Annotated in this window: 27 protein-coding genes, 3 tRNA genes and 2 other RNA genes; 19 read left to right on the top strand and 13 right to left on the bottom strand. The window is 51.7% G+C overall.

Going from position 1 to position 25,922, the window contains the following annotated elements:
- The first annotated feature begins 73 nt into the window (after nt 1-73).
- The 14 genes from ybgC to pnuC all read left to right on the top strand — a co-directional run bounded on the left by ybgC (nt 74) and on the right by pnuC (nt 8,679).
- A complete protein-coding gene (gene ybgC / locus J1778_RS16230; RefSeq protein WP_015698108.1) occupies nt 74-478 on the top strand; it encodes a tol-pal system-associated acyl-CoA thioesterase in 405 nt (134 codons plus the stop codon).
- A complete protein-coding gene (tolQ, locus tag J1778_RS16225) occupies nt 475-1,164 on the top strand; it encodes a Tol-Pal system protein TolQ (protein WP_056771666.1) in 690 nt (229 codons plus the stop codon). Before ybgC ends, tolQ begins: the two co-directional genes overlap by 4 nt.
- A gap of 11 nt (nt 1,165-1,175) precedes the next feature.
- Nucleotides 1,176-1,607 (top strand): colicin uptake protein TolR, encoded by a 432-nt coding sequence (gene tolR, locus J1778_RS16220; RefSeq protein ID WP_013576429.1) that lies wholly within the window; start codon nt 1,176-1,178, stop codon nt 1,605-1,607.
- A 113-nt stretch (nt 1,608-1,720) separates the two neighbouring features.
- Nucleotides 1,721-2,953 carry a cell envelope integrity protein TolA gene (tolA, locus tag J1778_RS16215; protein WP_120160393.1) on the top strand — a complete coding sequence of 411 codons (1,233 nt, stop codon included), beginning with the start codon at nt 1,721-1,723 and terminating at the stop codon, nt 2,951-2,953.
- Nucleotides 2,954-3,083: 130 nt separating this feature from the next.
- Nucleotides 3,084-4,376, top strand: a complete 1,293-nt coding sequence (tolB, locus tag J1778_RS16210) for a Tol-Pal system beta propeller repeat protein TolB (RefSeq protein WP_112289187.1) — start codon at nt 3,084-3,086, stop codon at nt 4,374-4,376.
- Nucleotides 4,377-4,423: 47 nt separating this feature from the next.
- On the top strand, nt 4,424-4,936 hold the full coding sequence (pal, locus tag J1778_RS16205; protein ID WP_013576426.1) for a peptidoglycan-associated lipoprotein Pal: 513 nt from the start codon (nt 4,424-4,426) through the stop codon (nt 4,934-4,936).
- A gap of 9 nt (nt 4,937-4,945) precedes the next feature.
- Nucleotides 4,946-5,737: a cell division protein CpoB gene (gene cpoB / locus J1778_RS16200; RefSeq protein WP_217174064.1), complete on the top strand. Its 792-nt coding sequence runs from the start codon at nt 4,946-4,948 to the stop codon at nt 5,735-5,737.
- 197 nt (nt 5,738-5,934) lie between these two features.
- Nucleotides 5,935-6,010: transfer RNA gene (locus J1778_RS16195), tRNA-Lys, on the top strand.
- A gap of 14 nt (nt 6,011-6,024) precedes the next feature.
- Nucleotides 6,025-6,144, top strand: a non-coding RNA gene (locus J1778_RS16190) — RtT sRNA.
- Nucleotides 6,145-6,216: 72 nt separating this feature from the next.
- A tRNA-Lys gene (locus J1778_RS16185) sits at nt 6,217-6,292 on the top strand.
- Nucleotides 6,293-6,306: 14 nt separating this feature from the next.
- Nucleotides 6,307-6,426, top strand: a non-coding RNA gene (locus tag J1778_RS16180) — RtT sRNA.
- A gap of 69 nt (nt 6,427-6,495) precedes the next feature.
- Nucleotides 6,496-6,571: transfer RNA gene (locus J1778_RS16175), tRNA-Lys, on the top strand.
- A 280-nt stretch (nt 6,572-6,851) separates the two neighbouring features.
- Complete coding sequence (gene nadA, locus J1778_RS16170; protein ID WP_217174063.1) at nt 6,852-7,916, top strand: quinolinate synthase NadA; 1,065 nt, start codon at nt 6,852-6,854, stop codon at nt 7,914-7,916.
- Nucleotides 7,917-7,956: 40 nt separating this feature from the next.
- Nucleotides 7,957-8,679, top strand: coding sequence for a nicotinamide riboside transporter PnuC (pnuC, locus tag J1778_RS16165; RefSeq protein WP_217174236.1), 723 nt, complete (start codon nt 7,957-7,959; stop codon nt 8,677-8,679).
- Between the two features lie 63 nt (nt 8,680-8,742).
- Here pnuC and zitB read toward each other — a convergent pair whose 3' ends face one another.
- Nucleotides 8,743-9,696, bottom strand: coding sequence for a CDF family zinc transporter ZitB (zitB, locus tag J1778_RS16160; RefSeq protein WP_217174062.1), 954 nt, complete (start codon nt 9,694-9,696; stop codon nt 8,743-8,745).
- Nucleotides 9,697-9,823: 127 nt separating this feature from the next.
- Nucleotides 9,824-10,153 (bottom strand): YbgS-like family protein, encoded by a 330-nt coding sequence (locus J1778_RS16155; RefSeq protein ID WP_217174061.1) that lies wholly within the window; start codon nt 10,151-10,153, stop codon nt 9,824-9,826.
- Nucleotides 10,154-10,354: 201 nt separating this feature from the next.
- On the opposite strand from J1778_RS16155, the gene aroG reads away from it, so the two are divergent.
- On the top strand, nt 10,355-11,407 hold the full coding sequence (gene aroG, locus J1778_RS16150) for a 3-deoxy-7-phosphoheptulonate synthase AroG (RefSeq protein WP_217174060.1): 1,053 nt from the start codon (nt 10,355-10,357) through the stop codon (nt 11,405-11,407).
- Between the two features lie 81 nt (nt 11,408-11,488).
- Here the strand turns inward: aroG and J1778_RS16145 are convergent, their stop codons facing one another.
- Entirely contained in the window at nt 11,489-11,962 is a 474-nt protein-coding gene (locus J1778_RS16145) for a GNAT family N-acetyltransferase (protein WP_217174059.1), read from the bottom strand.
- 138 nt (nt 11,963-12,100) lie between these two features.
- Here J1778_RS16145 and J1778_RS16140 point away from each other — a divergent pair, with 138 nt between their 5' ends.
- Complete coding sequence (locus J1778_RS16140; RefSeq protein ID WP_015690247.1) at nt 12,101-12,424, top strand: hypothetical protein; 324 nt, start codon at nt 12,101-12,103, stop codon at nt 12,422-12,424.
- 265 nt (nt 12,425-12,689) lie between these two features.
- On the opposite strand, the gene J1778_RS16135 is transcribed toward J1778_RS16140, so the two are convergent.
- The 8 genes from J1778_RS16135 to J1778_RS16100 form a co-directional block, all read right to left on the bottom strand.
- Nucleotides 12,690-13,955 (bottom strand): DUF1479 domain-containing protein, encoded by a 1,266-nt coding sequence (locus tag J1778_RS16135; RefSeq protein ID WP_217174058.1) that lies wholly within the window; start codon nt 13,953-13,955, stop codon nt 12,690-12,692.
- A 247-nt stretch (nt 13,956-14,202) separates the two neighbouring features.
- A complete protein-coding gene (gene gpmA / locus J1778_RS16130) occupies nt 14,203-14,955 on the bottom strand; it encodes a 2,3-diphosphoglycerate-dependent phosphoglycerate mutase (RefSeq protein ID WP_217174057.1) in 753 nt (250 codons plus the stop codon).
- Nucleotides 14,956-15,159: 204 nt separating this feature from the next.
- Nucleotides 15,160-15,495: a PsiF family protein gene (locus tag J1778_RS16125; protein ID WP_217174056.1), complete on the bottom strand. Its 336-nt coding sequence runs from the start codon at nt 15,493-15,495 to the stop codon at nt 15,160-15,162.
- Between the two features lie 164 nt (nt 15,496-15,659).
- Nucleotides 15,660-16,706 carry a galactose-1-epimerase gene (gene galM, locus J1778_RS16120; RefSeq protein WP_217174055.1) on the bottom strand — a complete coding sequence of 349 codons (1,047 nt, stop codon included), beginning with the start codon at nt 16,704-16,706 and terminating at the stop codon, nt 15,660-15,662.
- The gene (galK, locus tag J1778_RS16115) at nt 16,700-17,848 is read right to left on the bottom strand and encodes a galactokinase (protein WP_217174054.1); all 1,149 of its coding nucleotides are present in this window, start codon (nt 17,846-17,848) and stop codon (nt 16,700-16,702) included. Before galK ends, galM begins: the two co-directional genes overlap by 7 nt.
- Complete coding sequence (galT, locus tag J1778_RS16110) at nt 17,845-18,897, bottom strand: galactose-1-phosphate uridylyltransferase (protein WP_217174053.1); 1,053 nt, start codon at nt 18,895-18,897, stop codon at nt 17,845-17,847. Before galT ends, galK begins: the two co-directional genes overlap by 4 nt.
- Before the next feature lie 19 nt (nt 18,898-18,916).
- The gene (gene galE / locus J1778_RS16105) at nt 18,917-19,933 is read right to left on the bottom strand and encodes a UDP-glucose 4-epimerase GalE (RefSeq protein WP_113877919.1); all 1,017 of its coding nucleotides are present in this window, start codon (nt 19,931-19,933) and stop codon (nt 18,917-18,919) included.
- A 248-nt stretch (nt 19,934-20,181) separates the two neighbouring features.
- A complete protein-coding gene (locus J1778_RS16100; protein WP_217174052.1) occupies nt 20,182-21,081 on the bottom strand; it encodes a LysR substrate-binding domain-containing protein in 900 nt (299 codons plus the stop codon).
- A gap of 149 nt (nt 21,082-21,230) precedes the next feature.
- On the opposite strand from J1778_RS16100, the gene J1778_RS16095 reads away from it, so the two are divergent.
- Nucleotides 21,231-22,061, top strand: coding sequence for a hypothetical protein (locus J1778_RS16095; RefSeq protein ID WP_238484752.1), 831 nt, complete (start codon nt 21,231-21,233; stop codon nt 22,059-22,061).
- On the opposite strand, the gene modF is transcribed toward J1778_RS16095, so the two are convergent.
- Both modF and modE read right to left on the bottom strand, forming a co-directional pair.
- Nucleotides 22,015-23,484, bottom strand: a complete 1,470-nt coding sequence (gene modF / locus J1778_RS16090) for a molybdate ABC transporter ATP-binding protein ModF (protein ID WP_217174051.1) — start codon at nt 23,482-23,484, stop codon at nt 22,015-22,017. The genes J1778_RS16095 and modF overlap by 47 nt on opposite strands.
- 123 nt (nt 23,485-23,607) lie before the next feature.
- Nucleotides 23,608-24,390, bottom strand: coding sequence for a molybdenum-dependent transcriptional regulator (gene modE, locus J1778_RS16085; RefSeq protein ID WP_217174050.1), 783 nt, complete (start codon nt 24,388-24,390; stop codon nt 23,608-23,610).
- A 188-nt stretch (nt 24,391-24,578) separates the two neighbouring features.
- Here modE and J1778_RS16080 point away from each other — a divergent pair, with 188 nt between their 5' ends.
- Complete coding sequence (locus J1778_RS16080; protein ID WP_217151106.1) at nt 24,579-24,734, top strand: AcrZ family multidrug efflux pump-associated protein; 156 nt, start codon at nt 24,579-24,581, stop codon at nt 24,732-24,734.
- A gap of 226 nt (nt 24,735-24,960) precedes the next feature.
- Nucleotides 24,961-25,734 carry a molybdate ABC transporter substrate-binding protein gene (gene modA / locus J1778_RS16075; RefSeq protein ID WP_217174049.1) on the top strand — a complete coding sequence of 258 codons (774 nt, stop codon included), beginning with the start codon at nt 24,961-24,963 and terminating at the stop codon, nt 25,732-25,734.
- Nucleotides 25,735-25,922: the final 188 nt, after the last annotated feature.

The raw sequence follows: 25,922 nt of genomic DNA, 5'->3' as shown, positions 1-25,922 counted from the left end.
GCAATGCAACCCATTCCCAACCCCAACTCACTTGAGTATAGTAGTGCCGTCAAATTGCATTACGGGATGTAGAGTGAGTAATTCGTTGTTCCGATGGCCGGTTCGTGTCTACTTTGAAGACACAGACGCGGGAGGTGTGGTCTACCATGCCCGATACGTCGCCTTTTATGAAAGGGCTCGCACAGAGATGTTGCGCCAACGCAATTTTCACCAGCAGCAGTTGCTGGGAGAACATGTCGCTTTTGCTGTCCGCCGCATGACGGTCGAATACTTTGCACCAGCTCGCTTAGATGACTTGCTGGATGTCCAGAGTGAGATTACGTCCATTCGCGGAGCTTCTCTTACTTTTGCACAACGAATTCTTGATTCGCATGGAAACCTTCTGAGTTCTGCGGAAGTGTTGATTGCGTGCATTGATCCACACCAAATGAAGCCACGTGCGCTTCCTAAGTCTATTGTCGCGGAGTTTAAGCAGTGACTGACATGAACATGCTTGATTTATTTTTAAAGGCCAGCATCCTGGTTAAGCTGATTATGCTTATCCTGGTGTGCTTCTCTGTCGCGTCCTGGGCGATCATCATTCAACGCACGAAAGTGCTGAATGCAGCCACCCGTGAGGCAGAAGCGTTTGAAGATAAATTCTGGTCCGGTATTGAGCTTTCCCGTTTGTATCAGGAAAGCCAGGGCCGTCGCGAAACCCTGAGCGGGGCAGAGCAAATCTTCCATTCCGGTTTTAAAGAGTTTGCGCGTCTTCATCGTGCCAACAGCCATGCGCCTGAGTCTGTGATTGAGGGCTCTTCACGTGCGATGCGTATTTCCTTTAACCGTGAACTCGAATCTCTTGAAATGCACATTCCTTTCCTTGGTACCGTCGGTTCCATCAGCCCGTATATCGGCCTGTTTGGTACGGTCTGGGGGATCATGCACGCCTTTATCGGTTTAGGTTCTGTAAAACAAGCCACCCTGCAAATGGTTGCGCCGGGTATCGCAGAAGCACTGATCGCAACGGCGATCGGTTTGTTTGCTGCTATCCCTGCGGTTATGGCGTATAACCGCCTGAACCAGCGTGTGAACAAGCTTGAGCAAAACTACGATAACTTCATGGAAGAATTTACGGCCATCCTGCACCGTCAGGCTTTCTCTCGCGAAACCAGCAGTAACTAAAGGGGGAGAGTATGGCTCGTTCACGAGGTCGTCGTAACCGTCGCGAAGGTAAGTCGGAGATCAACATTGTTCCGCTGCTGGACGTATTGCTGGTTCTGTTACTGATTTTTATGGCAACAGCCCCCATCATTACTCAGAGCGTGGAAGTGGATCTGCCAGACGCGACGGATTCCAAAACGGTATCCAGCGATGATAACCCGCCAGTGATTGTCGAAGTCTCAGGCGTGGGTCAGTACACCATAGTGGTGGATCATCAGCGTATGGAACAATTGCCTGAACAGCAGGTTATCGCGGAAGCGACCAGCCGAATTCAGGCCAATCCGAAAACGGTATTCCTGATCGGCGGCGCTAAAGATGTACCTTATGATGAAATCATTAAGGCGCTGAACATGCTGCATCAGGCTGGCGTGAAGTCTGTCGGATTGATGACACAACCTATCTGAGGATAGGTAATTTGTAACACTTATTTGAAACCCGGCATTCTCTGGCTTGTTAAAAGTATGACAGGCAATACAGGAAACCGGGTTTTTAGTAATCCTGTCTTGGGAAATCTATTTTGGTAAAGGCAACTGCAACTGAACAAAACGATAAGCTCAAACGCGCCGTTATTGTTTCGGTCGTTCTGCATATCATCATTATAGGCCTGCTGATTTTGGGATCGCTGGACGAAGATACCAGCATGAGTGGGGGCGGTGGCGGCAGCGATATCTCTGCCGTAATGGTTGATCCCAGTGCCGTGGTCGATCAGTACAACCGTCAGCAACAGCAACAGGCTGATTCCCAACGCGCTGCTGCAGCGCGTCAGAAAAAATCAGAACAACAGGCTGAAGAGCTTCAGCAGAAACAGGCCGCCGAACAACAGCGCCTGAAAGAACTTGAAAAAGAGCGTCTGCAAGCGCAGCAGGATGCGAAGCAGCAGGCTCAGGAACAGGCTCAGCAGCAAAAACAAGCTGAGCAAGCCGCTGAACAGGCGAAAGAACAACAGAAGCAGGCTGAAGCTGCCGCTGCACAAGCGAAAGCCGAAGCAGCAAAAGCGGCTGCACAAGCCAAAGCGGATGCCGCGAAAGAAGCGGCTAAAGCACAAGCTGATGCGCAGAAAAAAGCCGCTGCTGATGCTCAGAAAAAAGCAGAGGCTGAAGCGACTGCCGCTGCTGCCGCTGCGAAGAAACAAGCAGAAGCTGACGCGAAGAAAGAAGCGGCTGCAGAAGCGAAGAAACAAGCTGCTGCAGAAGCCAAAGCGCAGGCCGCTGCAGATGCAAAAGCACAGGCTGAAGCGGATGCGAAAGCAGCTGCCGATGCGAAAGCCGCTGCTGCTGCCGAGAAAAAAGCAGAAGCTGCCGCTGCAGCGAAGAAAGCCGCAGCCGATAAAAAAGCTGCTGCCGCCGCTGCTGCAAAAGAAGCGGCTGATGCGAATAACTTATTTGATGGCCTTGCTGACTCCAAAAATGCACCGAAAGGCGCAACAGGTGGCGGCGCTTCTGCTCCGGCAGGGAAGGGGACGCAGAAAAAGGCAGGCGCATCAGGTGCAGATATTGCTAACTATGGTAGCCAGATTAAGGCTGCTATCGAGAGCAGATTCTATGACGCGTCATCGTATGCAGGTAAGACCTGTTCGTTGCGCGTTAAAATGAACCCGGATGGCTCGCTAATCAGCGTGTCGGCGGAAGGTGGGGATCCTGCACTTTGTCAGGCAGCGCTTGCCGCGGCCCGACAGGCGAAATTCCCGAAACCGCCTTCTGAAGCAGTCTATGAAGTCTTTAAAAATGCTCCGATAGATTTTAAACCGTAGAAAGACGAAAATAATTTCTTTTCAGATTTTTACGATAGATTGCAAGGTGTAATTCTAGTTTTGTATGCGTTGGTTTGTTAAAATTCTGCTAAATTATCGCGGGCAGATACGTCCAGATAAGGGAGATACAATGAAGCAGGCATTTCGAGTAGCGTTCGGCCTTTTGATGATGTGGGCATCTGTAGTTCATGCAGAAGTTCGCATTGAAATTACCCAAGGGGTAGATACAGCTCGTCCGATTGGCGTTGTGCCATTCAAATGGGCTGGCCCGGGTACACCACCTGAAGATGTGGGTGGTATTGTTGCAGCTGACTTACGTAACAGCGGCAAGTTCAATCCTATTGATGCATCACGTATGCCACAACAGCCGACCTCTGCCGCAGAAGTGACTCCTGCTGCATGGACCGCGCTGGGTATTGATGCGGTTGTTATCGGTCAGGTTCAGCCTGCAGCCGATGGCAGCTACGTGGTGTCTTACCAGCTTGTTGATACCTCTGGAGCACCAGGTACCGTGCTGGCACAAAACCAGTACAAAGTGACCAAACAGTGGTTGCGTTATTCCGCCCATACCGCCAGTGACGAAGTTTTCGAAAAGCTGACCGGTGTTAAAGGCGCATTCCGTACCCGTATCGCTTATATCGTGCAGACCAACGGCGGTAAATTCCCGTATGAACTGCGTGTAGCGGATTATGACGGTTACAACCAGTTCGTGGTTCATCGTTCCCCAGAGCCTTTGATGTCTCCGGCCTGGTCTCCTGATGGCAGCAAGCTGGCATACGTCACGTTCGAAAGTGGTCGTTCAGCACTGGTTGTTCAGACTCTGGCTAATGGCGCGATCAAACAGATTGCTTCATTCCCGCGTCACAACGGTGCACCGGCGTTCTCACCTGATGGCAGCAAACTGGCTTTCGCTCTGTCTAAAGACGGCAGCCTGAACCTGTATGTGATGAATCTGTCTTCTGGTCAGATTAGTCAGGTAACAAACGGACGTAGCAACAATACCGAACCAACCTGGTTCCCGGACAGCCAGAATCTGGCGTTCACGTCGGATCAGGGCGGTCGTCCGCAGGTTTATAAAGTCAATATTAATGGCGGTGCGCCACAGCGTCTGACCTGGGAAGGCTCGCAGAATCAGGACTCTGACGTAAGTGCAGATGGTAAGTTCCTGGTGATGGTGAGCAGCGCCAGCGGTACACAGCACATCGCTAAACAAGATCTGGCAACGGGAGCCGTTCAAACATTGACGGACACGTTCCTGGATGAAACGCCTAGCCTCGCACCAAACGGCACCATGGTAATTTACAGCTCTTCACAGGGTCTGGGTTCCGTATTGCAGTTGGTATCGACTGATGGGCGCTTCAAAGCGCGTCTTCCGGCAACTGATGGACAGGTCAAATTTCCTGCCTGGTCGCCGTATCTGTAATGCATAGAAAACTATGTATGGCAAAAAATTATAAAAGGATCGAATAGATGCAACTGAATAAAGTGCTGAAAGGGCTGATGCTGGCGTTGCCTGTACTGGCAGTAGCTGCTTGTAGTTCTCACAAAAACGCAGACAACGACCAATCCAATGGTATGGGTCTGAACTCTGGCGCTGGCACTGAAAACGCTAACATGTCTTCAGAAGAGCAAGCTCGTCTGCAGATGCAAGAACTGCAGAAAAACAACATCGTTTACTTTGGCCTGGACAAATACGATGTGTCTTCTGAATTCGCTCAGATGTTAGACGCGCACGCAGCATTCCTGCGTAGCAACCCGTCTTACAAAGTGACTGTAGAAGGTCATGCTGACGAACGTGGTACTCCAGAGTACAACATCGCCCTGGGCGAACGTCGTGCTACTGCTGTTAAAATGTACCTGCAAGGCAAAGGCGTTTCTGCTGACCAAATCTCTATCGTTTCTTACGGTAAAGAAAAACCAGCTGTACTGGGCCATGACGAAGCGGCATACGCTAAAAACCGTCGTGCCGTACTGGTATACTAAGAGAATAGTATGAGCAGTAACTTCAGAACTCACTTGTTGAGTCTGTCGTTACTGGTTGGCGTAGCGGTCCCATGGGCCGCTACTGCCCAAGCGCCAATCAGTAATGTCGGCTCAGGCTCGATTGAAGATCGGGTCACCTCCCTGGAGCGTATTTCTAACGCTCACAGCCAGCTATTAACTCAACTCCAGCAACAACTTTCTGATACCCAACGTGATATGGATACTCTTCGTGGTCAAATCCAGGAGAACCAGTATCAGTTGAGTCAGCTTGGTGATCGCCAGAAGCAAATTTTTAATCAACTGGACAGCTTAAGCCAGGGCAATGCCGGAGCCGCCAGTACGGGCGCTGCCGCTGCCACAGGTGACGCATCCGGTTCTGCTGCCGCAACACCTGACTCGGGTGCTGCACAAGCGCCTGCAAGCACCGGTGACGTGAACAGCGATTACAATGCTGCGGTTTCCCTGGCGCTGGAAAAGAAACAGTATGATGAGGCGATCGCTGCCTTTCAGAGTTTCGTCAAAAAATATCCTGATTCAACTTATCAGCCTAACGCCAACTACTGGTTAGGACAGTTGTATTACAACAAGGGTAAAAAAGACGACGCTGCGTATTATTTTGCAGTTGTGGTCAAAAACTATCCTAAGTCTCCAAAAAGTTCTGACGCGATGTTTAAGGTTGGGGTGATCATGCAGGAGAAAGGTCAGGCTGATAAAGCCAAAGCCGTCTTCACGCAGGTTGTAAAACAGTACCCAAATACCGATGCGGCAAAACAAGCTCAAAAACGTTTATCTGCAAAGTAGTTCCTCATTCAGGTCTGGAAAATGTACATATCGTGCATTTTCTGGGCTTGAGTGTGTGAAACGCCATCAGTTAGCACTATTTCTGAAAATTAAAGTTGCACTGAAAAGTTAAATAAGTAATATATGCCGCCGTTGCCCAGACAACTCCAAACGGCTAACGCTGTCAGAGATTTAGGCAATATGCAGTAGGTTTAGAAGGGCCGTTAGCTCAGTTGGTAGAGCAGTTGACTTTTAATCAATTGGTCGCTGGTTCGAATCCAGCACGGCCCACCACTTTTAAAGTGGAAAATGTAGTGAAGCAGTGCAGGATGAGAACCAATGGTTCGAGCCGAGCGAAGCGAGACGACAACGCGCAAGCGTTGCCCGCAGGGCGAGGTGAAACCGAGTCAATCCAGCACGGCCCACCAAATCTAAACCATTATTGCATGTGGCTTGCACACCAACTGCAAGACACGCAGGCAGACAGAAGTATTCAGGAAGGGCCGTTAGCTCAGTTGGTAGAGCAGTTGACTTTTAATCAATTGGTCGCTGGTTCGAATCCAGCACGGCCCACCACTTTTAAAGTGGAAAACGTAGTGAAGCAGTGCAGGATGAGAACCCATGGTTCGAGCCGAGCGAAGCGAGACGACAACGCGCAAGCGTTGCCCGCAGGGCGAGGTGAAACCGAGTCAATCCAGCACGGCCCACCACTCTTTTAGAGTGAACGCCCTGAATAGTTTTAGACGCCGACAATAAAAAGTAGTACCCAGCATTTAGATGGGCCGTTAGCTCAGTTGGTAGAGCAGTTGACTTTTAATCAATTGGTCGCTGGTTCGAATCCAGCACGGCCCACCATCTAAAGCACACTTTCAGAGAAAAGCGCCTTTTGGCGCTTTTTTCGCATGTGATGCACGAAACCTCCTTCCATCGTTATCTTCAATTTTCCTGTATTTTGCTCAACTCACTCCTGTTTTAAGTGCAGTAAACATTTTTAGCCTTATGGCTAATATATGGACGACTTTCCCTGTGTTTTGCGGTATTTTGTTTAGCATACAAAACCAACGGGTTTCCGGACGGGATCTGTTGCGGCTTCTGGCTTTTCAGGCCTACTGCCTGACTGAATGAGATGACGAGTATGAGCGAAACATTGGATCTGAATGCGACGGTTTATCCTTTTCCTCCTAAACCCGCGGTTCTGAGTGCAGATGAAAAGACCTTTTATAAAGAGAAGATCAAAAAACTGCTGAAAGAACGTGATGCCGTAATGGTGGCGCATTACTACACTGATCCTGAAATTCAGGCGCTTGCTGAAGAAACCGGGGGCATTGTCGCAGACTCGCTGGAGATGGCGCGCTTTGGCAGCCAGCATCCCGCATCCACGCTGCTGGTGGCCGGCGTGCGCTTCATGGGCGAAACGGCGAAAATCCTCAGCCCGGAAAAAACAGTGCTGATGCCGACACTCAATGCGGAATGCTCGCTGGATCTGGGTTGCCCGGAACAGGCTTTCTCAGATTTTTGCGACCAGCATCCCGATCGCACCGTAGTGGTCTACGCTAATACCTCGGCGGCGGTAAAAGCCCGGGCTGATTGGGTCGTGACTTCGAGCATCGCGGTAGAACTGATTGAACATCTTGATAGTCTGGGTGAAAAAATCATCTGGGCACCGGACCGTCACCTCGGAAATTACGTTCGCAAGCAGACAGGGGCGGATGTTCTTTGCTGGCAGGGCGCCTGTATCGTCCATGACGAGTTTAAAACCCAGGCCCTGACCCGAATGAAAGGTTTGTATCCAAATGCCGCTGTTCTGGTGCATCCTGAGTCTCCTCAGGCCATTGTGGATATGGCCGATGCCGTGGGTTCCACCAGTCAGCTGATACAGGCGGCAAAAACGCTGCCTCAGAAACAGCTGATCGTAGCCACCGATCGCGGAATTTTCTACAAAATGCAACAGGCGTGTCCGGATAAAGAGTTATTCGAAGCGCCAACGGCAGGTGAGGGAGCAAGTTGCCGTACCTGCGCGCATTGTCCGTGGATGGCGATGAACGGTCTGAAAGCCATTGCAGAAGGTCTGGAGTACGGTGGAACAGAACACGCGATAGAAGTAGATGAGGCGCTGCGTGTGAAGTCATTGATTCCGCTGAACCGCATGCTGGATTTTGCGGCGCAACTTAAATTACGCACGCAGGCCAAAGCCCTGTAATCACAAGCGATGTGACTGACGAAAAAGGAAGGACGTGATGATGGATTTTTTCAGTACCAGCAATATTCTGGTTCATATTCCTATCGGGAAAGGCGGATATGACCTGTCGTGGATTGAAGCGGTTGGCACCATTTTTGGTTTGCTGTGTATATGGTATGCCAGCAAAGAAAAGCTGATCAACTATGCATTCGGACTGATCAACGTCACTCTGTTTGCGATCATTTTCTTCCAGATCCAGCTTTATGCCAGCCTGCTGCTGCAAATTTTCTTCTTTGCCGCCAATATTTATGGCTGGTACGCGTGGAGCCGTCAGACAGCGGATCAGGAAGCCGAATTACAGATCCGCTGGTTACCGCGTCGTAAGGCGCTGATCTGGGGCGCAGTGTGCGTTGCCGGTATTCTGCTGATGACGTTTAACATTGATCGCGTATTTGCCGCCCTTACGCTGGTGGCGGTCAGTCTGATGCAGGCGCTGGGGCTGAACGTGCAGATGCCTGAACTGCAGCCGGATGCTTTCCCGTTCTGGGATTCATCGATGATGGTGCTGTCGATTGTGGCAATGCTGCTGATGACGCGCAAATACGTTGAAAACTGGTTGCTGTGGGTGGTGATTGACGTGATAAGCGTGGCGATTTTTGCCTATCAGGGCGTGTATGCCATGGCGCTCGAATACGTGCTGCTGACGCTGATTGCGCTGAACGGTTCGTGGTTGTGGATCAAAAGTGCGAAGCAAAACGGCTCGCAGCCACTACAAACCGTCTGAATCCGTTTAAAACTAAAACGCCTCCACTACGGAGGCGTTTTGCTTTCTGCCGTTTGTGAACGATCAGTGGTGATGATGTGCGTGGCTGTGCCCGTGATGGTCGTGCCCGGCGCTGGCCGTCGGAATTTCATTTATCTCGCAGTCTGGAGATTCACAGCGACCATATTCCATCTGGATAGTCGCATGGCCAATACTGCATTTCTCCCGCAAATGATGCTGAATTCGGTCTAACAGCGCATCGTGATCGTGCGGTGGCACCACCTGCACATGCAACGTCATCAGCCTCTGTTCGCCAATCTGCCAGACATGGACGTGATGAACATTGCGGACTTCAGGAATACTCATCGACAAATCGCGGCGCAATTTATCGATATCAATTTCCTCCGGCGTACCTTCGAGCAGCTCATGAAAGCTTTCACGCAGCAGCCGCCAGGCATTGTTCAGCACCAGACAGGAAACCAGCACCGACAGAATCGGGTCGATGGGTGTCCAGCCGGTATACATGATGATCAGTGCTGCAGCCACCGCACCTATTGAGCCCAGCAAATCCCCCAGCACATGCAGTGCCGCAGCGCGCACGTTAATGTTGGCCTTTTCCTGCCCCTGATGCAGTAACCAGAACGCCAGAATATTGGCAAACAGCCCGGCGATTGCGATAACCAGCATCGTGGTGCCCATCACCGGCTGTGGATTAAAGAAACGTGCAATAGCTTCCCAGACAATCAGCACCACTATTACCAACAGCGCGGCGGCATTAACAAAAGCCGCCATGGTGGTCAGGCGCAGATATCCGAAAGTATGACGTGAGTTCGGCTTACGTTTCGCAAAACGTACCGCCATTAAAGCTACCAGCAATGCAGCAGCATCCGTCAGCATATGACCGGCATCCGCCAGCAACGCCAGAGAGCCGGAAATCAGCCCGCCAATGACTTCCGCAACCATAAAAACAACAGTTACAAGGAAAGCCAGCAACAGACGGCGGCTATTTTTATCCTGCGGTAACAGGTTAGAAGACATAGTTATATTCACAAAGATGATGAACAGAGACGATCACAATAGCGTAATCAGATGACGTTGCAAGAAAGGGAAGTTCAGGAATAAGGAGGAACCGAAGTTCCTCCTGAGCGAGAGACTACCGGCGTATTTATTTACCGGTTTCTTTTGATTGCGTGGTTCCAGGTGCCTGGTCAGGACAACGACCGTCTTTGCACATCGCTTTCTTGTGCTGTTTGTCCTTACTCATGTGATGCTGAGTGGTATCTGTTTTGGTATTCACTTCATCTGCTGGCTTGTTCGTGTTGTTAATCTGGTCATTATCAACACTTTTAGGTGCCATATTCTGAATTGAGCCAGGTGAACCGGACTGATTGGCCTGACCGTTGTTATCACCAGCCGAGGTTTCACCGGCAGCAAAGGCCGCGCCCGTTGTCAGAGCCATAGTGGCAGTCAGTAACATGATTGCGAGCTTTTTCATAATTTCATCTCCATTGTTTCAGAAAGGTCCGTGGTCGTGTTTCATGTGTCTGCTTAAAGCCTAGCTAAATAAATTATGTCCTAAATCAAAATGAGACTAATCGTAAGTGTAAAAGCAGGTTTACACTGACCCCCATTACGGCTAGATTGAACGCGGTCAGCGTTTCGCTTTGTCTCTTATGAACACCCGAATGGAACTGTTATGAATTATCAAAACGACGATTTACGTATCAAAGAAATCAAAGAACTTTTACCTCCGGTTGCCCTGCTCGAAAAATTTCCCGCCACTGACAAAGCGGCAAAAACAGTTTCTCAGGCTCGTAATGCCATTCATAAGATCCTGAAAGGCAACGATGATCGTCTTCTTGTTGTCATTGGTCCTTGCTCTATTAATGATCCTAAAGCGGCAAAAGAATATGCCGCACGTCTGCTCAAAATGCGTGAAGAATTGCAGGGTGAGCTGGAAGTGGTGATGCGTGTTTATTTTGAAAAACCGCGTACTACGGTGGGCTGGAAGGGGCTGATCAATGACCCGCACATGAACAACAGCTACCAGATTAACGACGGTTTGCGCATTGCCCGCAAATTGTTACTTGATATTAACGATACCGGTTTGCCTGCCGCAGGCGAGTTCCTCGACATGATTACGCCACAATATCTGGCGGATTTAATGAGCTGGGGTGCAATCGGTGCGCGTACCACGGAATCTCAGGTTCACCGTGAGCTTTCCTCCGGTTTATCCTGCCCGGTCGGTTTCAAAAATGGTACCGACGGCACCATCAAAGTGGCTATCGACGCCATTAACGCCGCAGGCGCACCGCATTGCTTCCTGTCTGTGACCAAATGGGGCCACTCTGCCATCGTGAATACCAGCGGGAATAACGACTGCCATATCATTCTGCGCGGCGGCAAAAAGCCAAACTACAGCGCTCAGGATGTGCTTGAAGTGAAAGAAGGTCTGAAAAAGGGCGGTCTGCCAGCCCGTATCATGATCGACTTCAGCCATGCAAACAGCAGCAAGCAATTCAAAAAGCAGATGGAAGTTTGTGAAGACGTCTGCGGGCAGATTGCTGGCGGTGAACAGGCAGTCATGGGCGTGATGGTTGAGAGCCATCTGGTTGAAGGTAACCAGAGCCTCGACAGCGGCGAGCCACTGGTTTACGGCCAGAGCGTGACCGATGCCTGCATCGGTTGGGAAGATACCGAAGTGCTGCTGCGTAATCTCGCGAACGCCGTTAAAGCGCGTCGCGGGTAATTCTTTAACGCCAGCACATCTTTCTGAGCCCCGCTTTTGCGGGGCTTTTTATTACCTGAACTTTTTATTACCTGAATATGTTCAGAGCGTGCATTTCATATCCATGCAACGCAAATCGGCATTCGCCATTTCAGACCGGTACAGACTCTCTTTCACCAGTCTGAATCCGTTCCTCTTATAAAACTCAAAAGCATTGGGCGTGGATGACAGGATAATCTCTTTAAACCCCCGCGATTTTGCTTCGGTTTTTAGTGTATTGAGAATTTGCGTGGCGAGTCCTTTTCCTTCGAATTCTGGCAAGGTGAATATCGCCTCAACGCTGCCATTTTTCAGGTCGAGATAACCCGTTGCAGCGGGTGTGCCGGGGCCGGGCGCTTCAGCCACAAAAAAAGGATTCTCAGCAATGGCTTTACGGTAACCGGGCGGCATCTGTTCCGGCGTCCACGCCATCACAATGTCAGCGCCATAGGTATTTTTACATCCGTGGCGGATAGCCAGATTTCTGATTTCCCAGAGTATTTCCGCTTCATCGGGGCAGGCGAGTCTGACGGGCATTTTTATCTCCTTTTTGATGGCGTTCAGAAATAACTTACATGAATTCATCGCTCAATGTGTTGAATATGAAGTTTATTTTTTCACCACGAGGTGTAACATTATCTTTTGCTAACAATAAAAAACTGACAGGGATGAGAGATGAACGCAGTACAGATAAGAACAATAGAAATCCGAAAAATCACCGCCGGGACTGTCTATAAATTGGTGTCTGTCGGCATGCTGTTTGCAGCCTTACCTGTGGGTTTGCTGATGGGAATTATGGGGGCTTTTGGGTATGACGTGATTTTACTGAATGGCGAATACGTCTATGGCATTACAGCGTTTATCACCGCGCCGGTCCTCGCCTGCTTAATGTCACAAGTGTTCACGCTATTCTTTGGAACATTTATTTGCCTGGGATTGTGGATTTACTCACGTATTAAACGGATGAATATCAGGATAGTAGAAGATTCAAATACCTGATACAGCAAGAGCAGGATGATGACAGAAGACGAACTGGATAAAGCCATTCAAAAAGCTAATGAAAGGGAACGCTATCTCTGGCGGTACGCTCGCTGGTTTATCAAAATCTTGTGGTTTGGCTTGTTTATGGCTTTCCTTGTGCAATTAATCCAACGTTATTTTCAGTGCTAACGTGTTTTATGATTTTGCCGGATGAGAAAGTAAAAGCCCCGGTTAATTTTCGGGGCTTATTGTTTTATGCATTACTGAAAACGTAGCCGCGGAGTTACTTCTTCAGCCCTACGCCCAGCCGTCCGTTAGCGTTGAGATCTCGTTCAAGGAATCGGCCTGTCCAGTTTGCTTCATAGTTTTCGCGGGGGAAATCCGCGGGTGAAGCGCCTGTCTTCAGCGCTTCGTGTACCTTACGGGCATAAGCGACATTCTTTTCGCACAGCGGCGCGGCTGGAATGTACATCACATTTCCCCATCCTTGCTGATCTTCAACCGGCGCGACGGAATGAATGACGTCACAATGCCACCATACCGAGTCGCCCGCCTGAAGTTCCGGAATACTGCACAGGCCTTTAATCAGATGCGGATGCCATTTTTCTGAAACAGGTAAAACGCGGCCAGGCGCAACGCCACAGAGTTCATCTTGCGGCACATCATCAAGCAGCGGACGCAGCAGCACATACGCCATCGCCTCAGGCACCGGAACAACGTGCAGCAAGCCCTGTCCGGTTTGCATATCAGATAGCGCAGTCCAGCCCTGGAATGTCCGGAACGCTGAGCATTTCGTCGTGTTTTCCACATCGTATTCATTGACGTCGGGTCTGAAAGCCGCATCCCATGGATCGTATTCCTCAAAACGGTTGGTGAAAATCTTGCGGAAGACTTTCTGATACGCCGGTAACAGCCAGCGTTCTAACGCGCCGGAATCGGTATGCGCGCCCAGCCCCTTAGAAGTGGTGCCCGGAAGACGCCTGCGGATCCTGTCCGGATAGATAATATTTACGTCAGGATTAAACCATGCGCCCTGATGGTCGCCGAACTTCCAGAGACGGTTTAAAAATGACTGAACCGTGCCGATTTCCTGGCTCTGTCTGGCTTCCATTTGCGCGTGAGACCAGTAGATCGGATAAATTTCAGGCCGGGAAGCTTCAAGCGACCCGAAGAAATTATCCCCCGGCCCGCGGTAGACCTCATCGAAATGGTTAGCATCGAGGTAATGCAGCATGGATTTATCCATCGCCAGTGCGTCATCGCGGTCAAATGTCTGCCGGACCACCAGACAGCCGCGGCGTTTCACCTGAGCAATTTGCGCATCAGAAACCCGGCCTTCCGCCAGTGCTGCCCAGCTAATTTGTGGCCATGCAGTCCCGTTCGCTGCCTCCTCCGCCCGTGCTGCGGCGATCTCCGTTTCAATTTTTTCGCATACCTGACGGAAGAGTCCTTCAACATCGCCAATCTGTGCGCGGAGTTGTTTTTTCATCTCGATAATATTCTTTTTATAATCAACAGGTAATGTCGTTGACGTAAATCTGTTATCCATAAAACCTCCGGCAGGTTGCTGAAATGATTATTTCGTACGAATATTAAATGACTTTCATTCGAAAGTTTAAATGAATGTAGCAAAACTGTTATCTGAAAATCCTGCGTTGGATCACGATTTTCACAACAGGGAGGATTTACCGGAAATCCGGAGAAGCGCGGGGGAGTGTCGGATTCAGAAAACAAAAAAGGCACGCGTGTGCGTGCCTTTGCCAATCTTCCTGCTTAACGCAGAAGAAAACGCGAAATTACTTCGCTTTACCCTGGTTTGCCACGGCTGCTGCTTTCGCTGCGATTTCGTCGGCATTACCCAGATAGTAACGTTTGATTGGTCTGTAGTTTTCGTCGAATTCGTAAACTAATGGAACACCGGTAGGGATGTTCAGTTCCAGAATTTCGTCTTCGCTCAGGTCATCGAGATATTTGACCAGTGCACGCAGGGAGTTACCGTGCGCAGCGATGATCACGCGCTCGCCGCTGGCGATACGTGGTTTGATCACGTCAGTCCAGTAAGGGATAACACGTTCGATGGTCAGCGCCAGGCTTTCAGTCGTTGGCAATTCAGCCGCAGTCAGTTTTGCATAGCGTGGATCGTGGCCAGGGAAACGCTCATCAGCGCGATCCAGTTCTGGCGGAGTCACAGCGAAGCCACGACGCCATTGTTTAACTTGCTCATCACCGTATTTCTGAGCGGTTTCTGCTTTATCCAGACCCTGCAACGCGCCGTAATGACGTTCGTTCAGTTTCCAGGATTTCTCAACCGGCAGCCATGGCTGGTTCAGTTCGTCCAAAACGCTCCACAGAGTGTGGATGGCACGTTTCAGCACAGAGGTATAAGCGAAGTCGAATTGGAAGCCTTCGTCTTTGAGCAACTGACCAGCAGCTTTTGCTTCAGTGCGACCCTTATCGGACAGTTCAACATCATGCCAACCGGTAAAACGGTTTTCTTTGTTCCACTCACTTTCACCGTGTCTTACCAGCACCAGCTTGGTTACAGCCATAGCTAAACTCCTCAGTTAACTGAATTTTCAATGATAACGGTTATCATTATAGGGGCTTGGCCTCCCGGACAGCAATCTGAAACTTCCTCAGGAAGCCTTTGCGGGACACCGTTTGTATTAAACATAACGAATTTGCTGCGGCGATGTAAAACAAAACGCGCGAACGGTCTCCCGGACAGCGCGTTTTGTGCAAAAGGACAGCAGTTAGCTGGCTTTTTTCAGGCAGGTACTCATGAAGGTTTTACGTGCATCGCCTTTAAGCTCTTTCTTCGCCGCGTCTGCGTTACAGGTTTTCATTTTTTCCTGCTGAGGTGTCATATTTGCCGTCGCTGGTTTGGTTTCCGCCTTCAGGCACTGACTCATGAATTTTTTACGGTCATCGCCTTTCAGGGACTGCGTGGTGGCCTGCTGATTACAGTCGGTCATCTTTTGGCGTTGCTCGGTCTGAGCAGGGGAAGGCACTTTCACAGGATCAGCCGCCAGAGCGGAGCCAGCCGCGCACAGCGTTGCCAGCAGGGATAACACAACGGGTAAACGCATATCGAACTCCTTATTAAACGTCCTTTTATGCAGGACACTCTCTAAGAGTAGATGCGGGAAATACCTTTAGCTGAAAATGTGCTGATACAGATGCGCCGTAAGTCACAAATTCGCAGAAGTCGGAATAGATGAAGACAGGGCCGGGCGACCCTGTCTGACAGAGTTTACAGCGCGAAGAACTGATACGTGGTAGCAGATTTGTACGTCTGTCCCGGTTTTATCCAGCAGTCAGGCTGTGGCCAGGTCGCGTGGTTCGGGCTGTCTGGCAGGAATTCACTCTCCAGCGCCACACCGCTGTAGCTGGCATATTCGCCGCCGCTGCGATTTGGCGTTCCGCCGAGGAAATTACCACTGTAAAGCTGAACGGCCGGGGCCGAGGTAAACATGGTCATTTTCACTTTGCCGTCCGCCGACCACAAATGGGCTGCCGGATTTGTAGCGGCATTGCATGAGCGGTTAAGCAGATACGCGTGGTCATAACCTTTCACCCGTTGCTGATCGCGGTCCTTGAGGAAATCTTTCGCCAGCGTTTTTGCGGCATTGAAATCCATCCCGGTATGTTCAACCGGTGTCGGATCGGCGCACGGAATGCCGTCGCTGTCGACCGGCAGGAAACGATCCGCAAACAGTTGCAGTTTATGCTGGCGCGCGTCAGTCCCTTCGCCGTCGAGGTTGAAATAGGCGTGATTGGTCAGATTAACCGGACACAGCTTATCGACAGTGGCGTCGTAACGGATTTCCAGACGGTTATCGTCAGTCAGCTGATAATGCACTTTGGCTGTCATATTGCCGGGATAACCCTGGTCGCCATCGGCAGAAAACAGCCCGAACGTCAGTTTCTGCGCGGTCTGCTCCAGGATCTTCCAGCGGCGCGCATGGAAACCTTCCGGCCCGCCGTGCAGCTGATGAACGCCCTGATTGGCGACCACCAGATGTGGTTTACCGTCAATTTCAAATTGCGAGCGGGCGATGCGGTTGGCGTAACGCCCCACGGTAGCACCCAGATACGCGCTCTGATTCATGTACTCAGCCGGTGACTGGCAACCCAGCAGCAGCTCACGCGTGCTTCCGTCTGCCAGCGGCAGGGTGAAGGATAACCAGGTTGCGCCCCAGTCCATGAATGTGGCGGTAGCGCCCGCCGCATTCTGTAGCGTCACCTGTTCAAACGGCTGGCCATCGGGCGCCAGCTGTGTGTTTTCAGGTTTTAACATATGCCTGCTCCCTGTGATGCGGTGCAAACGTAGAAGGTTTCTTTCAGGCCACTGTGGGCGTGATATTGCTGTTCAACGGCATGACGGACTTTTTCTACCATGTCTTCCGGAACCAGCGCTACGATACAGCCGCCGAAACCGCCACCGGTCATACGCACGCCGCCTTTATCGCCAATGACTTCTTTGACGATTTCTACCAGCTTGTCGATCTGCGGAACGGTGATTTCAAAATCATCGCGCATGGAAGCGTGAGATTCCGCCATCAGTTCACCCATACGTTTCAGGTCACCGCTGGCCAGTGCATCCGCTGCCGCCAGTGTGCGGTCGTTTTCAGTGATCACGTGACGCGCACGGCGGGCAACCACCGGATCCAGTTCATCCTGAATGGAGAAGAACAGGGCAGGATCCACGTCACGAAGCGCTTTCACACCAAAGAAACGAGCTGCCACTTCGCATTGTTCGCGACGTGCATTGTATTCGCTGTCGACCAGGCCGCGTTTCACGTTGGAGTTGATAATCACCACCGCGGCGTTTTTCGGCATAGACACCGCGCGGGTTTCCAGTGAACGGCAGTCGATCAGCAGGGAATGATTTTCCTTGCCGAGTGCGGAAATCAGCTGATCCATAATGCCGCAGTTACAGCCGACAAACTGGTTCTCCGCTTCCTGACCGTTCAGCGCCAGCGCAACGCCGTCCAGCGGCAAATCGTATAACGATTTCAGCGCCTGACCGACCGCCACTTCCAGCGATGCCGATGAACTCAGGCCTGCGCCCTGCGGCACGTTGCCGCTGATCACCATGTCTGCACCGGAGAAATCTTTGTTACGCAGCATCAGATGTTTCACCACGCCACGCACGTAGTTGGCCCACGGATGCGCGTCGGTGTGCAGAATTGGTTCGTCGAGAGAGAAACTGTCTTCGTCATTATCGTAATCGGCGGCGATCACGCGGATTGTGCGGTCGTTGCGCTGCGCACAGGCGATCACCGTTTCGTAGTCGATCGCGCACGGCAACACGAAACCGTCGTTATAGTCGGTGTGTTCGCCGATCAGGTTTACGCGGCCCGGTGCCTTGATGGTAATGGTGGCAGGGTAGCCAAATTTATCGGCAAAGATTTCAAGGGTTTTGGTTTTCAGTTTCATTGTTTTTCTCCGGCCTCACGATAATGAACATCACTCACCGCCCGCAGACGTTCTGCGGCTTGTTCCGCTGTCAGGTCGCGTTGGGTTTCAGCCAGCATTTCGTAGCCGACCATGAATTTGCGCACAGTCGCTGAACGCAGCAACGGTGGATAGAAATGTGCATGCAACTGCCAGTGTTCGTTGTCGCCTTCGGTAAACGGCGCGCCGTGCCAGCCCATTGAATAAGGGAAGGAGCACTGGAACAGATTATCGTAGCGGCTGGTCAGCTTTTTCAGCGCCAGCGCCAGATCACTGCGCTGTTCATCAGAAAGCTCAGTGATGCGTTTCACATGCACTTTCGGCAGTAAAATCGTTTCGAACGGCCACGCCGCCCAGTAAGGCACTACCGCCAGCCAGTGTTCGGTTTCGACCACGGTACGGCTTCCGTCCGCCAGCTCGCGCTTAACGTAATCGACCAGCATCGGCGAGCCCTGTTTTTCCAGATAGGCACGTTGCAGGCGGTCTTCACGCTCGGCTTCGTTAGGCAGGAAGCTGTTGGCCCAAATCTGGCCGTGCGGATGTGGATTCGAGCAGCCCATCGCGGCGCCTTTATTCTCGAAAACCTGCACCCACGGATAGTTTTTTGCCAGATCCGCACTCTGTTCCTGCCAGGTTCTAACGATTTCCGTCAGTGCTTCAACGGACAACTGCGGCAAAGTCTTACTGTGATCCGGCGAGAAACAAATGACACGGCTGGTGCCGCGGGCGCTCTGAACGCGCATCAGCGGATCTTCGCTTTCAGGCGCAAACGGCGTGTCCGGCATCAGCGCGGCATAATCATTGGTGAACACAAAGGTGCCGGTGTATTTCGGATTCACATCACCGGTTACTCGGGTATTTCCCGGACACAGGAAACAGTCCGGATCATGCGCTGGCAGCACTTCCTGCGAAACCGCTTCCTGCTGACCCTGCCACGGGCGCTTGGCGCGGTGCGGACTGACTAAAACCCACTGATCGGTCAGCGGATTGTAGCGGCGATGTGGATGATCAATCGGGTTAAACGTTGTCATAAACTTTCCTTAGTGCTCCTTAATCCGGGTAGCCCTGCGGGTTTTTCGACTGCCACAGCCAGGTGTCATTGGCCATGTCTTCCAGTGTGCGCGTGACTTTCCAGTGCAGCTCTTTCTCTGCTTTCGTCGGATCCGCCCAGTACGCCGGTAAGTCGCCATCGCGACGTGGTGCAAACTTGTAATTCACCGGCTTGCCGCAGGCTTTGCTGAAGGCGTTAACCACGTCCAGTACGCTGTGACCAAAGCCCGCACCCAGGTTGTAAATATGCACGCCTGCTTTGTTATGCAGGGTTTTCATCGCTGCGATGTGGCCGTCAGCCAGATCCACCACGTGGATATAGTCACGTACGCCGGTACCGTCCGGTGTCGGATAATCGTTGCCGAAAATAGCCACGGACTCGCGACGGCCTACCGCGACCTGCGCGATAAATGGCATCAGGTTATTCGGCACGCCCTGCGGATCTTCGCCCATCAGGCCAGACGGATGCGCGCCGACCGGATTGAAATAACGCAACAGCGTCATGCTCCATTCCGGTTCCGCACGCTGTACGTCTTCCAGAATTTGCTCGACCATCAGTTTGCTGCGGCCATACGGACTGGAAGGATTGCCGGTCGGGAAGTCTTCGACATAAGGTGTTTTTGGCTGATCGCCATACACGGTTGCCGAGGAGCTGAAAATCATGTTTTTGACGCCTGCAGCGCGCATCGCTTCGAGCAACACCAGCGTGCCGGTGACGTTGTTGTCGTAATACGCCAGCGGTTTTGCCACAGATTCACCCACGGCTTTCCAGCCCGCGAAATGAATGACGGAATGAATATGATGTTCACTGAAAATTTTATCGAGGAGGGCGCGGTCGCGGATATCCCCTTCATAGAACAGCGGCGTTTTGCCGGTCAGCGTATTAATGCGTTCAAGCACGCTGACTTTACTGTTGTGAAGGTTATCCAGAATGATTGGCGTATAACCTGCGTCAATCAGTTGCACGCAAGTATGACTGCCGATGTAACCGCTACCACCTGTGACTAAGACGTACATAAGAGCTCCCCGATGATTATCTTGATGCAACGATATCACGCTGCAAGGCTGAAAAAGGTGATCCATCCCCAATAAAATGGAATCGCTTACACAAACAGTTTAGCACCTTTCTGGGTGACCAGACAGGTGCGGTGCGACGTACAGAAAGCCAGCGACATCCTGCGTTAAGTCAGAATTGATGGCGAGTGTAATCGCTTACACTGATTTAATTGCATTATCTTAATCAGCGTTTTTTGTGATTTTTCGGACTACATCCTGGGGATAGTGCTCATTTTATCCAGCAGCCAGCGCCTCAGAATGACGATATCTGCCCGTTCCGCTTTCTCTTTCGTCGTCACCAGATAGTAATTGGCACCGGGAAGATGGTGCAGGAACGGGGTTGAAAGGATGCCTTTTTCGATGAAATCATGGGCCAGCAAACTGCTGACAATCGCCACGCCCTGACCCGCAATCGCCGCCTGAATCGCATGCGTTTCATCGGTGAAACGCAGCCCGCTGTCGAGTTTTAATGTCGCCGGACCGAAATGCTGACGCCAGTTTTCCCAGTCGGGGGAAGGTTGCGGAATGTGGCGATTTTCCACATGAAATAACGTCGCGCCAGCCAACTCTTCCGCCGTGGTCAGACGAAGGGAAGGGCTGGCGACCAGCACAAACGTGTCCTGATACAACAGTGTTGAATTCAGCGTTTCGTCTGCCGACTCGCTGTAACGGATAGCGACGTCCACCGTATTGCGGGACAAATCCACCAGTTCGATACCGGTGTGTAGCCGTAAATCCATGTCCGGCGCCGCATTTTTCAAATCCGCCAGCCTTGGCACCAGCCAGTGAGTCAGAAAATTGGACGTGGTGGTGAGTGTCAGCGCCGCAGGTCTTGCTGCGTGATGAATATCTTCTACCGCCGCCTGTAATCCGGCAAAAGCCTGCCGCGTTGCCTGGCGCAAAATCTCCCCGGCCGCCGTCAGCCGGACTTCCCTCGCACTGCGCTCAAAAACAGCGGTGCCCAGCGCCTCTTCCAGCACGCGGATCTGATGGCTGATGGCGGTGGCGGTCACGCCGATTTCTTCTGCCGCGCGCTTGAAGCTGTTCTGCTGTGCCACGACATCAAATGCCCTGAGCGAGCCAAGTGGTGGCAACCGGACTTTTTTCATGATGAGTTATTTTCATCCTTTGCTGAAATCTATGACTTTGAACAGCCTAAAATAGGCGGTGTAAGCTCCTTTATCAAGATGCTGAGGATGAGATTGAATCATCTTTCATGGCAAAGGTTTTTTGCAAGATTCTGACAGAGGAAAGATTAATGATGATCCGTTTCCGTTCGCCCTTGTGGTCCCTGATCCCGGGTGTGGTGTTTATTGTGAGTCTGGTTCTGACGCTGTTAAGTGTTGCTTTTTACGGGCTGGATACGCCGCTGAGTCACTCGCTGGCGGGAGCCGCTGCGCTTTTTTTCGTGCTGTTTATCATTAGTGAAAATTATCATCCGGATCCGCTGCTGCCGCGTTCGTTACGTTCGTCGCTGCCGTTACAGATAAGCCTCTGGACGTGCATTTTCTCTCCGGCGGTAACCTATACTGCGGGTTTTTTGCTGGCAGTGGCGATGTATCAGCTTTATGCCGTGAGCGTACCGGGCATTATTTTCAGCTTTCTCCCCTGGCTGCTGATGCGGCTGGCGGGTACGGCGCTCGGTGAAAAACTCGGGCAGGGCATATCATCCTCCACGGTTTTACTTTGGGGTTTCATGCTGGCGGCGGGCGGTCTGGGACTGATATCCATGATGCCGGCAGCAGCGCCGTTCTGGCTGGCGCTGCTGCCGGGCATGCTGCTGACAGGTTTCGGGGCAGGGCTGACAGGTCACGCAGCACGTGCTGGCAGAGAGGGGCTTACCGGTGATGAATATCATTATTCTTTACGGCTGGGCGTGCTGGCGCAGGTCAGCAGCACCGCGGTGATCCTGGCGCTGCTGACGTTGCTGCTGAGGAATAATCCCGGTCATCAGGGTGTTATAACCGGGTTTTCATTGCTGGGGACACTGGCGCTGGCGGGCGGAGTGACGGCGCTGATGGCCCCCGCAAAGCAGAGAAAAGTTACAATGCGTCAATCTGATAGCGGTAAATATCGCCGTCAGGGATAAAGCTCAGGCGATGCGTAATGCATTGCGGGGCGTCTTCGGCGTGATGCGAAACAAACAGCAGCTGTGTTTCCCCTTCGCCAATCAAAATATCGACAAAACGGCGCACCAGCTGACGGTTGATCGGATCCAGACCCTGCAATGGTTCATCGAGAATTAACAAGGCAGGATGTTTAACCAGCGCGCGGGCAATCAGCGCCAGCCGCTGTTGTCCCCAGGATAAACTGTGGAATGGCGTCTCACCGGCATTGCCACCCAGACCGAGCAGTTCCAGCCATTGTGAGGTCAGGAACCGCTGGCGATCTGAGACTGCCTGATAAATACCGATGGAGTCGAAGAAACCGGAAGTAATGACATTGCGCACGCTGGTGCTGACGCGGTAATCCAGATGCAGGCTGCTGCTGACATAACCGATGTGGCGTTTGATATCCCAGATGGTTTCACCGCTGCCACGGCGACGGCCAAACAGCGTCAGATCGTTACTGTAGCCCTGCGCGTGGTCGCCGGTAATCAGACTCAGCAACGTAGATTTTCCGGCGCCGTTCTGTCCGGTGATCTGCCAGTGCTGACCGTGGTCGACCAGCCAGGTCAGGTGATGCAAAATCGGTTTGTCGTTGTACTCCACCACGCCGTCACGCAGCACGATCAGCGGACTGTCAGCAGGCGGGCTGACGCGGGCAGTCGGATCTTCAGCTTCCGGCACGGCCATGCCGCTGAGGCTTTCGCTGTGCGCCAGTTGCGCCACCAGCGCATCGGCCAGCACCTGTTCACGCGGTCCCACCGAGGCCAGCGTACAGTCAGCCAGCACGCCGACATTTTTCACAAACGCAGGAATGTCGTCGAAGCGGTTGAGCACCAGCACCATCGTCTGGCCTTCATCGGAAAGTTTCTCAAGCAATTCTGCCAGCTGGGCGCGGGCGTTAACGTCAAGGCCGTCAAAGGGCTCATCCAGCACCAGCAAATCGGGTTGTTGCATCAGCACCTGACACAGCAACGTTTTGCGGGTTTCACCGGTCGATAAATATTTAAAGCGGCGGTCGAGCAATTTCTCAATACCAAACTGTGCGGCAAGTGCGGCACAACGGGCGGGATCGCGCACTTCATCCTGAATGATTTCAGCGGTCGTACGGCCTGTATCGTCTTCACCTTCACTCAGCAAATCGGTGTTGTTGCGCTGCCACTCATCGGAGACCAGTTTCTGTAACTGCTCAAACGACAGACGGACTATATGCGCAAAACTGTTTTCGCGGGTGCCTTTCAGCAGGGTTAAATCGCCAGCCAGCGCACGGGCGAGAGCCGATTTACCACTGCCATTTGAGCCGACAAACGCCCAGCTGTCGGCCTGCCGGATAGTCAGATCGGAAAGTGTGAGGGTTTGGGTATCACTGAGGCGGAAAACGCCTTGCGAAATATGCAACGACGACATTTTTTATCTCTCATTTTGAAATGATTATAAAATAAGGGATAAGCGCTGCACCTTCGCAAGTCAATTGACAATTCTGCAAAATGAAAACGCTTATTTTGCAAGATACTGATTAGTTGTATTTTTTTAGCACAGAGTGGCGATGATGACTTTGTCGTCGTCAAACTGAGCAAACACCGTCTGGCCGGTTTTCAGCGCCAGTTTATCCATTCCGGCATTAGGCACCGTGGCGCACAATGTCTCGCTACTGAGCAGTTTCACCAGCACTTCGCTGTTTGTTTCGCCGCGCTGAATACTGATGACATCACCGCGCAACGCGTTGTGGGCATTTTCAGCGTTAAATCCAAGAGTTATCCATGGCGCTTTAATCAGGACCAGCACTTCTTTACCCGGCGTCAGCGCCAGCCGGTCGGCACTTTGCTCGGTAATGGCCGCGCGGATTTGCGTTTTTCCGTCTGCCAGCAGGATATCGATATGCTGCTGGACGGTCTGATGGGTGCGCTCAACGACGGTGCCGAAGAACTGATTACGTGCGCTGGTTTGCAGTGAGAAACGCGAAATCGCCGCCAGCAGGCTGTCCAGTGGCAGGGAATCTTCTTTAAGCACATCAAAGGCTTTTTGCTGGATTTGCGCCAGCAGCTCATAAAGTTGGATCAGGCGCTCGCCGTAAGGCGTCAGCACGGCGCCACCGCCGCCTTTGCCGCCGGTACTGCGGTCAACCAGCGATTCATCCGCAAGCTGATTCATCTCATTGATGGCATCCCAGGCACTTTTATAACTGATCCCCGCGAGTTTCGCGCCCTGGCTGATTGAACCGGTGTGACGCACCTGTCGCAGTAATTCAATACGACGTGGATCGGCGAACAAGCGTTGCTGGAGCTTGAGAGTTAAGAGAATTTCGGCTTGCATTGCAGCTTCCTTAAATGAATCATGCTTTATTGTCGCCGCTAAACCTGCAGGCAGGCAAGTTGGCTAAATGCTAAAGTAATTACAGTCTCGTGCTGTTATTATCTGCCACAGTTTGATTTACGTTTTTGACTTCATACAAGAAGTCCTACACCGTCTCTGGGCGGTTCAGCCAGCTAAGTGAGGCTATCATGTTAGAACTATTAGAAAGTTTGCTTTTCGCTGCCATCATGGTGCCAGTCTTCATCGCTGTGATCCTGGGTCTGATCTGGGGACTGGGTGAAGTCTTCAACCTCATCTCCCACGTGGGTCACTCTAAAGAGTCCCGCGAGAAACCTCATTACTAAAAGATGAGTGTTTTCTGAGAACGCATTTTCAGAAGCCCGGCCACTGTGCCGGGCTTTCTATTTTTGGAAACAGACTCATTTTGGAAACAGACTCAATTTCCCGCCTGAGATCAAAAAACTTCTGCTTCTTCAGCTGAGTGCGGAAAAACCGGATGACATCGTGTTTTTTATCGTTATATTCATCTCTACATAACGTATCCGCATCTATAACAGCAGAGGAAATCCGATGAAATACACATGGGGCAGATTACTTACCGCGACCGTGCTGGTGGCAGGCGTCAGCATGCACGCGCAGGCCGCCGAAAAAATCACTGTTTTCGCCGCGGCGTCCCTGACCAACGCATTACAAGATATCGCCACCCAATATCAGAAAGAAAAAGGCGTGCAGGTGGTTTCTTCTTTCGCGTCATCTTCAACACTGGCTCGTCAGATTGAGCAGGGCGCGCCTGCGGATCTGTTTATTTCTGCCGATCAGCAGTGGATGGATTATGCGATCAGCAAACAGCAAATGGTTGATAACACCCGTTACACCTTGCTGGGCAATGAACTGGTGCTGATTTCTGCGGCCAGCAGCAAAATTGATAAAGTCGACATCTCTGATAAAACCGGGTGGACCAAACTGATTGGCGACAGCCGTCTGGCGGTCGGGGATCCGGATCACGTTCCGGCCGGTATTTACGCCAAAGAAGCGCTGCAAAAACTGGGTGCCTGGACCACGCTGGAGCCTAAACTGGCGCGTGCCAGCGACGTTCGTGCCGCAATGGCGCTGGTTGAGCGTGAAGAAGCACCGCTTGGGATCGTTTACGGTTCTGACGCTGTGGCCAGTAAAAAAGTGAAAGTGGTGGGCGTCTTCCCGGCATCCAGCCATAAACCGGTTGAATACCCGATGGCGATTGTCAAAGACCATGACAACGCCACCGTGAAAGGTTTTTATGATTATCTGAAAACCCCTGCTGCGGCTGAAATCTTCAAAAAATACGGTTTCACTCCGCGCGGATAAGCTGGTTTGCCCGTGCAACGCAACGCAACACAACACCTAAGCCATCGCCGGAAGGGATGGCTTTTTTGTCTCAACGCCACTCCGTCACGGTTTATACTTTGCAGACGCAGGAACCCGTGATTAAAGGCTTTTAAATTTTTGCCGATATTTTATCTTTAGCAGCACATTTACTTCAGGATTAACAAACC

Origin of the sequence: Rahnella bonaserana, assembly GCF_019049675.1 — a bacterium.
Lineage (GTDB): Bacteria > Pseudomonadota > Gammaproteobacteria > Enterobacterales > Enterobacteriaceae > Rahnella > Rahnella bonaserana.
Note: the sequence above shows the minus strand (reverse complement) of the source record. Positions and strands in the feature narration are given on the sequence as shown.